Source organism: Sodalis sp. (in: enterobacteria), assembly GCF_047607725.1.
Classification (GTDB): domain Bacteria; phylum Pseudomonadota; class Gammaproteobacteria; order Enterobacterales; family Enterobacteriaceae; genus JBLKSS01.
Map to the genome: position 1 here is coordinate 1 of NZ_JBLKSS010000065.1, position 6,683 is coordinate 6,683.

Annotated in this window: 6 protein-coding genes and 2 pseudogenes; 7 read left to right on the forward strand and 1 reads right to left on the reverse strand. The window is 54.9% G+C overall.

The window, feature by feature from the left end:
• The 7 genes and pseudogenes from ACMX3H_RS06355 to mpl form a co-directional block, all read left to right on the forward strand.
• Positions 1-343 (forward strand): transposase domain-containing protein (locus tag ACMX3H_RS06355; RefSeq protein WP_415210213.1); only part of this gene is annotated, 343 nt, incomplete at its 5' end.
• 55 nt (positions 344-398) lie between these two features.
• On the forward strand, positions 399-1,715 hold the full coding sequence (locus ACMX3H_RS06360) for a hypothetical protein (protein ID WP_415210214.1): 1,317 nt from the start codon (positions 399-401) through the stop codon (positions 1,713-1,715).
• Positions 1,712-2,203 carry a hypothetical protein gene (locus tag ACMX3H_RS06365; protein ID WP_415210215.1) on the forward strand — a complete coding sequence of 164 codons (492 nt, stop codon included), beginning with the start codon at positions 1,712-1,714 and terminating at the stop codon, positions 2,201-2,203. Before ACMX3H_RS06360 ends, ACMX3H_RS06365 begins: the two co-directional genes overlap by 4 nt.
• Before the next feature lie 268 nt (positions 2,204-2,471).
• A complete protein-coding gene (locus ACMX3H_RS06370) occupies positions 2,472-2,807 on the forward strand; it encodes a hypothetical protein (RefSeq protein WP_415210216.1) in 336 nt (111 codons plus the stop codon).
• A gap of 141 nt (positions 2,808-2,948) precedes the next feature.
• Positions 2,949-3,113, forward strand: a complete 165-nt coding sequence (locus ACMX3H_RS06375) for a hypothetical protein (protein WP_415210217.1) — start codon at positions 2,949-2,951, stop codon at positions 3,111-3,113.
• A 1-nt stretch (position 3,114) separates the two neighbouring features.
• A pseudogene (locus ACMX3H_RS06380) lies at positions 3,115-4,065 on the forward strand (hypothetical protein); the annotation flags it as partial.
• Positions 4,066-4,436: 371 nt separating this feature from the next.
• A pseudogene (gene mpl, locus ACMX3H_RS06385) lies at positions 4,437-5,666 on the forward strand (UDP-N-acetylmuramate:L-alanyl-gamma-D-glutamyl-meso-diaminopimelate ligase); the annotation flags it as partial.
• A 299-nt stretch (positions 5,667-5,965) separates the two neighbouring features.
• Here mpl and ACMX3H_RS06390 read toward each other — a convergent pair.
• Complete coding sequence (locus tag ACMX3H_RS06390) at positions 5,966-6,202, reverse strand: YdgH/BhsA/McbA-like domain containing protein (RefSeq protein WP_415210218.1); 237 nt, start codon at positions 6,200-6,202, stop codon at positions 5,966-5,968.
• Positions 6,203-6,683 lie beyond the last annotated feature (481 nt).

Here is a 6,683-nt window from a genome sequence, read left to right on the forward strand (position 1 = left end):
CACGCTGTCGCGCCAGGCCGATACGGCAAAGGCGTTCAACTACCTGATGAACCACTGGCGGGCGTTGTGCTACTACGCCGGCGATGGCTGGGCGGAGATCGACAATAATATCGCTGAAAACGTGCTGCGGGTAATAAGCCTGGGTCACAAGAACTATCTGTTCTTCGGTTCGGATAGCGGCGGCGACCGGGCGGCGCTGATGTATACGCTGATCGGCAGTTGCAAACTGAACGGCGTGGAGCCGGAAGCGTATCTTCGCCATGTGCTGGCGATTATCGCGGATCATCCCATCAACAAAATCAAAGAGCTCCTGCCGTGGAACATCACCATTCCTGCTGAATAACTGTCAATACGGCGCTGGGCGTACGCTTACGTTAGATCCGGTACAACTCGCCCAGTTGCGCAGCGTGGCGCAGGGGCAGTTCAGCCAGCAGCAACGGGAATATCGTGTTGAATTAGAAGGTGAACTGAAAGATTTCACCGCGGCGGCGTTACGTGGGAAGAATTACCCCCGTGAATTCACAGCGGATGAATTTACCCGCGACTACGGCTACGATGCCGGACAGAAAGAATATGCAAATTATCTCGATACCCAACAGCTAGGCAGCGATATCTCAACGGTTCAGCAGTTATCACCGGTGGGGCAGCAGGCGTTGCTGAATGCGCGCGAACCCGTGCCAGGAGAAGGTTACGCCGAGGCGGCTAAACGGCATGAGACATTGCAAAAAGCCGTTGAATACGTCAACAGAGCTCGAATGCAAGATCCTATTCAATACGCCGCGGAACAAAAACAAATTGCCCCTCTCGATATGCAAACGCCTGATTCCTTAAGCGCGGGGCTATCGGCGCGGGCGAGCTTAACCCCTGAGCTGGCCCGGCATTACGGCACCCCATTAGCCATTTTTTCCCAGTCGGAAGCGTCTCAGATAGGCGAAATGCTGCGTTCTGCGCCGGCGTCACAGTCCGTTGCTTATCTGGATGCGATGCGGCAGGGGCTGGGGGCTGGGGCGCAGTACTCAGCCGCGTTACAGCAGGTGAGCAGCTACGCGCCGTCGGCGGCGGTTGCCGGTGCCATCATGGGAAAGAGGGGTAACGTAATAGGGAATGAGGGAGTTTGGTGGTGGGGCTCCGATTTAATGGTCACCCCGGATGATGCAGTAAAAACGATTATCGAGGGGGCCAACGCTCGCGCCGGCGTGACGACCAACGTCAACGGAGTCGAGAATAAAACCCGCGGAATTGAGATTCCCAAAGAGACCGATTTACGCCCTGAGTTTGTCGACAAGGTAGGCAAGGCTTTTGCGGGGGATGCCGAAGGCGCAGCGCAGGCGTACGAAGTCGCTAAGGATTATTACGCTGGAGTCATGGCACGCAAGGGGAACGTCTCAGGGGAATACGACAAAGACACTTGGACTCAGGCTATCAACGTTGCGACCGGGGGAGTTTACAACTACAAAGGTCAGGGGGACGTGCTGTTACCCTGGGGGATGTCAGAAAGCCAGTTCGATAAGGCGGTAGGAGTAGCTTGGAAGGAGCAAGTGTTGGACGAAGGAATCAAGGCGCCGCTCGGGCGATACGGATTACAGAGCCAAGGCGATAGTCAGTATCTGGTAAAGCTGGGTGGCGGGTTCCTTATGGGAAAAGACGGCAGACTGGTGGTGTTGCACATTGACGCAGAAAAGCTCCGCTTTGGCGAGGTGGGCATTCCTCAATGAGCTATTTCGGTTTTAGCCCGACACAACAAAATAAAGCGCTGGCCTACGCCGCGGAACATCCCATTGGCACAGGCACTCTGCAAGATGCAGCTTTCTTCGATGGCGCGGGTACTGCCGTTTTTGAAGGACTTTGGTCTGGTGTAAGGCAGGCGGATCAAGTGGGATGGGCGGCGCTGGATACCGTGATGTCACCCGTTGCCGAAGCGGTAAGCGAAACCTTTGGCGTGCGTGACTCTTCTGCCGATTTTTTCAAGGCCCAGCGAAAACTGGCGGAAAAAAGCGTCCGCGAACTCACGCCCGATCCGGGAACAACCGGAACCGCGGGGCAAGTGCTGTTCTCTCTGGCTGGGGCAAATAGGCGGACAGGCGATCGCAGGCTCCCTCATAGGTGGGCCCTGGGGCGCTGCTGCAATCGTGGGCACGCTGCAAGGGTTCTCCGATTACGAAAAGTCGCGAGCCGACGGCGTCGATTACGGGACAGCCGTTGATAAGGCGCTGGTCACCGGCGGCACGGCGGCATTAGGTGCGGTTCTCCCTATGTCGCTGGGGCTACGGGCAGGGGGCGCGGTGGCCGAGGGGGTAGGTGCCGCGCTGTCTGTTGGCAGAGGAGCCTCGGGTGCATTAGCGGGAGCCGTGGCTCGTGCTGTGCCTGACCTATTTTATTAGGCAGGTACCAATGTCGCGATGGGCATGGCCCAGCGGGACTCTCTGCCGACATTCTACGACGCGGCGGTTACGAGGACATGGTGCGCCAGTATGATGTTATGGACGCTCAGGCACTGGCAACCGATGCTGTTCTGGGGCTTGCGTTCGGTGGGCTGGGGCGCTTTATCAATAGCCGCGGTGAGGGGCGTTTCCCCGGAAGAGATTGATGCCGTGCTGACGAGCAGCAGCCATTTTAACTTTGAGGTTACCGCGGCGCCGGGGTTGCCTGTCAGCGTGCTTTCCCGCAATGCCCATGCCCAGGTGATGAATAAGGCGATGGCAGACGTACTGGCAGGTGAACCCGTGGATGTCGGCGCGCTGCTTGAGGGGGGCGGAATTTCTGCAAAAGACGCCAAGAGTCAATCTGGCTTCGCAGTCGGTGCGTGAGGCATTAGGGCTTAGGGGGGAAGCCACCACGGCAGCGGAACAGGTGAGGCAGGACCAGTTAGCCACGGGGGGGAACGTCTGGCCCGCGGTAACGACACCGCGGGTGATGAGTATGATTTCCGGCATGCAGAGCGCGCCGTGATGGAAAATCCCGATCTTGAGGTGCATGTCGTGGATCATGACGACAGTGTTACGGTGGTAAGGGCAGCGGACTTGTTGGCACAAGCCAATAAGGATGTCGAAAACGCTAAGCACGACGCCGGTTTATTTGATGTGGCGGTGAACTGCTTCCTTGGGAGAGCGTAGAATGCGACAGGAATGTATACAGGCGATCACCGCGGCGTCGAAACGCACGTTGACCTCAGCAGAGATTCAGGAGATTGAAGATCGCATAGTGAAAAATATGCGCCATTTGGCGCGTAACGACCCGACATCATGGCGGAGTTTAAGCGAGTCAGAGCGGATGCAGCGCGCGGGACAAATGGCGGCGGAAGAGTTAGAACGCGAGGCCACGCTGAAAAAGCGGCGGGTGGCGTTGACGATAGCGGCGCGCCAGCGGTTGGATAACTTTATCGCTGGCTATAAGGGAAAAGGCGGCAAGCTGGAAGCCCTGAACCGAACGATTGCATTTCACGCTGATGGCAAAGCCCATTTTTTATCGGTGGAATCCCGCACCAAGGCGACGCGGGATTATGCCTTAAGCCAACTGGACGAATTATTCAGCGCCATTGACCCGTGTTTCTTTCAGCTTTTTGAGGATACGCAAGGGGTGCGCGATCTGGTCTACGAAATGCGCGGGTAGGATACCGGCAACGCCAGAGCGAAGAAAGGCGCGGAAGCGTGGAAAAACGTTTCCGAGCTGTTGCGGCGTCGCTTTAACGATGCCGGAGGCGATATCGGTTATCTGGAAGATTGGGGCTTGCCGCAACACCATTCTATGGAAAAGGTAGGTAAAGCCACGCAATCCGACTGGATCGGGTTTGTGCTAGGGAAGCTTGACCGCAATAAGTACGTAAAAGAGAACGGTGAGCTGATGAGCGATAAGGATGTCGTCGATTTTCTTGGTCATGCTTACAAGACCATTGCCACCGGCGGCATGAACAAACTCGGTGATTCGGGGCTACGCCTGTCTGGCGCGCGCGCCAATCGTGGCAACGCTGAAAGGCAAATCCACTTTAAGGACGCGGAAGGGTATTTAGCCTATCAGCAGCGCTTCGGGGAAAAGTCGATGTGGGATATTCTTGTCAACCACCTGGAATAAGCGCCCCGTGGAGGACGTCTTGAATTATTGGTGGGTTTGTTGTATGAGACAGTAAACCTACGTTACACGCTTATGCTCATTGCATTTTCACATTGTATTGATTTTAATAACTTTTATTTCCATCCCGGTTTGAGTGATATAAAATTAGTGGTTCTGAAGTTTGTGATAGTGTCCATTAAAATTTWARTGGACACTATCACAAACTTCAGAACCACTAATTTCATATCACTCAAATCGGGATGGAAATAAAAGTTATTAAAATCAATACAATGTGAAAATGCAATGAGCATAAGCGTGTAACGTAGGTTTACTGTCYCATACAACAAACCCACCAATAATTCAAGACGTCCTCCACGGGGCGCTTACGTCTGATTCAGGGTTACGATCCGACGCAGCTCGATCCCGCGCCGGATTGGGTCATTATCGGCAACGCCATGTTGTGGGGCAATCCCTGCGTGGAAGCGGTGTTGGAGCGCGGCATCCCTTATGTGTCCGGCCCGCAGTGGTTGCACGATCACGTGCTGGCGCAGCGCTGGGTGATCGCCGTTGCCGGCACCCACGGCAAGACCACCACCGCAGGCATGGTCGCCTGGATCTTGGAGGAGTGTGGCTATCAACCGGGCTTCGTGATTGGCGGCGTACCGGGCAATTTCACCGTCTCCGCCCGGCTTGGCGACGGCCCGTTCTTCGTGGTGGAGGCGGATGAATACGATTGCGCCTTTTTCGATAAACGGTCCAAGTTCGTTCATTACTGTCCACGCACCCTTGTTCTGAATAACCTGGAATTCGACCACGCCGATATTTTTGATGATCTCAAAGCGATCCAAAAGCAGTTCCATCATCTGATCCGGCTGGAGCCCGGCAAAGAGAAAATTATTTTGCCGGATAATGACGCCAATCTTAAACACACCTTGGCAATGGGATGCTGGAGCGAAACGGAATACGCCGGCGAGGAAGGCGCATGGCGCGCGAAAAAAACCACCCCGGACGCTAGCGGTTTCGAGGTGTATTTGCACGATGAGCCCGTTGGCGCGGTCAGTTGGCAACTGGTGGGCGAGCATAATATGCATAACGCCCTGATGGCTATCGCCGCTGTTCGCCATGTCGGCGTGCAGCCGGCGGACGCCTGACGGGCGCTGGACCGCTTTATCAATGCCCGCCGGCGGCTGGAGCTTAAAGGTACCGCCAACGGCGTGACGGTTTACGATGATTTTGCCCATCATCCCACCGCTATCCTGGCGACGCTTGCGGCGTTGCGCAGCAAAGTAGGCGGCACGGCGCGGATTCTAGCGGTACTGGAGCCCCGTTCCAACACCATGAAAATGGGGCTATCCAAAAATGAGTTGGCGCCGTCACTCGGCCGCGCTGACGAGGTGTTTCTGTATCAGCCGCAGCATATTCCCTGGCAGGTGAGCGAAGTGGCGGAGGCCTGCGTGCAACCTGCGCACTGCAGCGCCGATGTCGATACGCTGGTGGAGATGATCGTGAAAACCGTGCCGCCGGGAGATTTCATCCTGGTGATGAGCAACGGCGGTTTTGGCGGCATCCATGCCAAGCTGCTGGATCAGCTGGCGCAAAGAGCCGCGCGCCAGGGCTGAGGGCGTTTGGCCGAGGCAACGCTTTCTCGCGGCGCGGAAGGTTAACGCCATGCGCCAGGGCAAAAAAACCCCCGCGAGCGGGGGAAAATCGTCTGCTAGACGATGAGGGAATCATCAAATCGCGATGGGTTAATTCCGGACACAGGATTAACTGAGGGTCGCCGCGAAATGATGTGGGTTACAGAGAGTGTTTTACAACATGACACATTGCATAGTGCTGCCAAAAAAGCATGCCCGCCGGGTGGCGCTGATCTGCCAGGCGCTGCCGCGAGCAGCTGTCCCGGTTCTGGCGAACTGACTTACTTGTAAAGCTGGGCGGTGGCGTGCCAGTTGCCGTGTTCATAGGCTTCGGTTACGTGGTAGGCGCGGGCGCCCTTCGCGTCGGCCGCCTGATTCAGCGCCTGATGGATGTCGCTTGGCGCACCGTCGATACCGCTGACGCTAACGCTGCCCATGGGCTGCAAATCTTGAACCTGCTGCAGCGAGATGGAATCCGCGGCGAATGCGCCGAAAGACAATGCGGAAAGCACCGCCATTAAAAGGTAACGCCGTTTTGGTTTTCATCGCTTTATTTCTCATATAACGCTTCATCTATCTCGGACTGTGATGCTTATGACGAAGCTAAGCATACACTAGTAACGAAATGTACTAATGGTTTAATAATGATTATTAATGAAACTTTAAGCTTGCAATCATCCAGGTTATAAACAAAGGTTATTAAATATGCGCAAAAAATGAGCGTATTTTGTTAAAGTAATGTAACATCATGCGCATAAGTTGATGTGGCTAAAAGTGCGGTCTGAGAAAGCATTTCCCACTAGCTTACAGATAACGTCCCTTATTTCTGACATGTAATAGCGGGTGTCACGCTATTTACGTAAGCGCCCCGTGGAGGACGTCTTGAATTATTGGTGGGTTTGTTGTATGAGACAGTAAACCTACGTTACACGCTTATGCTCATTGCATTTTCACATTGTATTGATTTTAATAATTTTTATTTCCATCCCGGTTTGAGTG

Coding starts and splice junctions, on each gene's coding strand:
- ACMX3H_RS06375 (WP_415210217.1), top strand. CDS start 2,949: ATGGAAAATCCCGATCTTGAGGTGCATGTCGTGGATCATGACGACAGT.
- ACMX3H_RS06365 (WP_415210215.1), top strand. CDS start 1,712: ATGAGCTATTTCGGTTTTAGCCCGACACAACAAAATAAAGCGCTGGCC.
- ACMX3H_RS06370 (WP_415210216.1), top strand. CDS start 2,472: ATGATGTTATGGACGCTCAGGCACTGGCAACCGATGCTGTTCTGGGGC.
- ACMX3H_RS06390 (WP_415210218.1), bottom strand. CDS start 6,202: ATGGCGGTGCTTTCCGCATTGTCTTTCGGCGCATTCGCCGCGGATTCC.